A 2,448-nucleotide genomic window follows, 5' to 3' on the forward strand; every position below is an offset into this window, starting at 1 on the left:
CCGCCGTCCCCCCCGCCTCCCCTACAGCCGCCAGCGCTCCGGGCCGGGCGTTGGCGGCTGTAGGGGAGGCGGGGGGGACGGCGGACACGGTGCGGTTCACCTCCGGAGGCCGGTGGGTGATATCCAGGTCCCGACGATGAAATCCATTCGCATCTCCCAGCTCCTCGAGGACCAGGGCCACGACCTGCGGCTGACCCTGATGGCGGGCACCCAGGGGCTGGCGCGCACGGTGGACTCCTCGCGCATCCAGAAGCCGGGCCTGGCGCTGGCGGGCTTCACCGAGCACCTCCACCCGCACCGCGTCCAGGTCTTCGGCAACACCGAAATCTCCTATCTGGCCACCCTGCCGGAGGACGCGCAGCACGCCTCGCTGGCCAAGCTCTTCAACGAAGAGGACCTGTCGTGCGTGGTGGTCACCAAGGCGCTGGACGTGCCGCGCGCGCTGGTGGACGCCTGCGAGGCGGCGGGCCTTTCGCTGATGAAGACGCCGCTGCTCTCCAGCGAGTTCATCCAGCGGGTGCAGAGCTTCCTGGAGGACGCGCTCACGGAGTCCAGCAGCCTGCACGGCGTGCTGATGGACGTCTTCGGCGTGGGCATCCTGCTCTTGGGCAAGAGCGGCATCGGCAAGAGCGAAATCGCCCTGGACCTGGTGATGCGCGGCCACCGGCTGGTGGCGGACGACATCGTGGACGTCACCCGGCGCAAGGGGGCCGTCTACGGCGCGGGCAATCCGGTCATCAAGCACCACATGGAGATTCGCGGACTGGGCATCATCAACATCAAGGACCTCTTCGGAGTGTCCGCCGTCCGGGAACAGAAGAAGATTGAGCTTGTGATTGAGCTGCAGGAATGGGATCCGCACCAGGAGTACGACCGGCTGGGCGTGGAGGACAAGCACCTGCAGATTGTTGGCGTGGACATCCCCCTGTCGGTCGTCCCCGTGCGTCCTGGACGCAACATGGCCACCATCGTGGAGGTGGCCGCGCGCAACCAACTGTTGAAGCTTCAGGGCCACCATTCGGCGCGAGAGTTCGCCGAGCGCCTCAATCGAGCCATCGCCCAGGGGGCGATGCGCCGCACCTTGGGAGAAGAGGTCGAGTGACCGCCCCCGCGAAGCAGATCATCGTCATCACCGGCATGTCAGGTTCCGGTAAGTCCACCGCCATCCGCGCGCTGGAGGACGCAGGTTTCTTCTGCATCGACAACCTGCCGGTGCTCCTCCTGCCCAAGCTCACGGAGCTGGCGGGAGGCGGCCACATCGAGCGCATGGCGCTGGTGATAGACGCGCGCGAGGGCGTCTTCCTCAAGGACGCCCCCCGCGTGCTCGACGAAGTGCGCCGCGCGGGCCACCAGGTGGACGTGCTCTTCCTGGATGCCAGCGACGACAGCCTCATGCGCCGCTTCAGCGAGACGCGCCGCCGTCACCCGCTGGCCCCGGATGGCACGGTGGCGGAGGGCATCCACGCGGAGCGCGAGGCGCTGAAGGACCTGCGGGAGATGGCGGACCAGGTCATCGACTCGTCGGCGCTCAACGTGCACGACCTGAAGCGCATGGTGCAGGGGCGCTTCAGCCCGGAGCCCACGACGGGGCCCAGCCTGTCCATCATGTCCTTCGGCTACCGGTACGGCGTGCCGCCGCAGGCGGACCTGGTGTTCGACGTGCGCTTCCTGCCGAACCCGTACTTCGTGCCGGAGCTCAAGGGGCTCACGGGCAAGAACCCGAGGGTGTCCGGGTACGTGCTGGAGCGCGAGGAGACGCAGCAGTTCCTCGAGAAGGTCGTGGACCTCTGCCGGTTCCTGTTCCCCCGCTACCAGAAGGAGGGCAAGGCGTACCTCACGGTGGCGCTGGGGTGCACGGGCGGCAAGCACCGCTCGGTGTCGCTGGCGGCGGAGATGGTGCGCCGGCTGTCCGCGGACTACGGCCGCGTGCAGCTGTGGGACCGGGACATCGAGAAGGAGTAGGGCGCGGGACCGCCTTCGCGGACCCCGGTCTTCAGTGCTGGGTGTCCGTGATGGGCGTGAAGCGAGCGCCGGTGATGCCTTCCTTCTCCAGGGCCTCCTTCACGACCTCGGAGACGACGAGGGTGACGGGCCAGCCCCAGGGGCGGAACACGCGGGCGCGGCCCACCTGGGTGGGGTCGATGCGGAGTCCTCGGACGGAGCGGTACTGGCCCACGCGCGCGGGAACGCCGTCGCCGGGGCCGTAGCGGAGGACCTCCAGGCAGGCGGCTTCGTCCACGCAGCGGATGAGGCGCGTGGCGACGACGAGGAAGTACGGCTCCGGCTGGCCCTCGATGTTCACGGGGATGAGCTGCACGTCCTCCGGCGCCAGGCGCGCGAACACGGCGGCGACGCGCGGGTGCACCACGGGGGTGAGGCTGGCGCCCGCGAGGCTGAAGTCCAGCGGGGCGGCCCTCAGCTCATTGGGGATGTGGAGGGGGCCGGGTG

3 protein-coding genes are annotated in these 2,448 nt (G+C 69.1%); 2 read left to right on the forward strand and 1 reads right to left on the reverse strand.

Annotation, left to right across the window (positions count from 1 at the left end; translation table 11 throughout):
• The first annotated feature begins 136 nt into the window (after positions 1–136).
• Both hprK and rapZ read left to right on the forward strand, forming a co-directional pair.
• Positions 137–1,102: an HPr(Ser) kinase/phosphatase gene (gene hprK / locus D7Y21_RS41010; protein ID WP_121718602.1), complete on the forward strand. Its 966-nt coding sequence runs from the start codon at positions 137–139 to the stop codon at positions 1,100–1,102.
• Positions 1,099–1,962 carry an RNase adapter RapZ gene (gene rapZ, locus D7Y21_RS41015; RefSeq protein WP_120561218.1) on the forward strand — a complete coding sequence of 288 codons (864 nt, stop codon included), beginning with the start codon at positions 1,099–1,101 and terminating at the stop codon, positions 1,960–1,962. Before hprK ends, rapZ begins: the two co-directional genes overlap by 4 nt.
• A 31-nt stretch (positions 1,963–1,993) precedes the next feature.
• Here the strand turns inward: rapZ and D7Y21_RS41020 are convergent.
• Positions 1,994–2,448: imm11 family protein (locus D7Y21_RS41020; protein WP_370039931.1), on the reverse strand; the 455-nt coding region annotated here is incomplete at its 5' end.

Source organism: Corallococcus sp. AB045 (genome assembly GCF_003668895.1).
In the GTDB taxonomy this organism is placed as follows: domain Bacteria; phylum Myxococcota; class Myxococcia; order Myxococcales; family Myxococcaceae; genus Corallococcus; species Corallococcus coralloides.

Coding starts and splice junctions, on each gene's coding strand:
- hprK (WP_121718602.1), top strand. CDS start 137: ATGAAATCCATTCGCATCTCCCAGCTCCTCGAGGACCAGGGCCACGAC.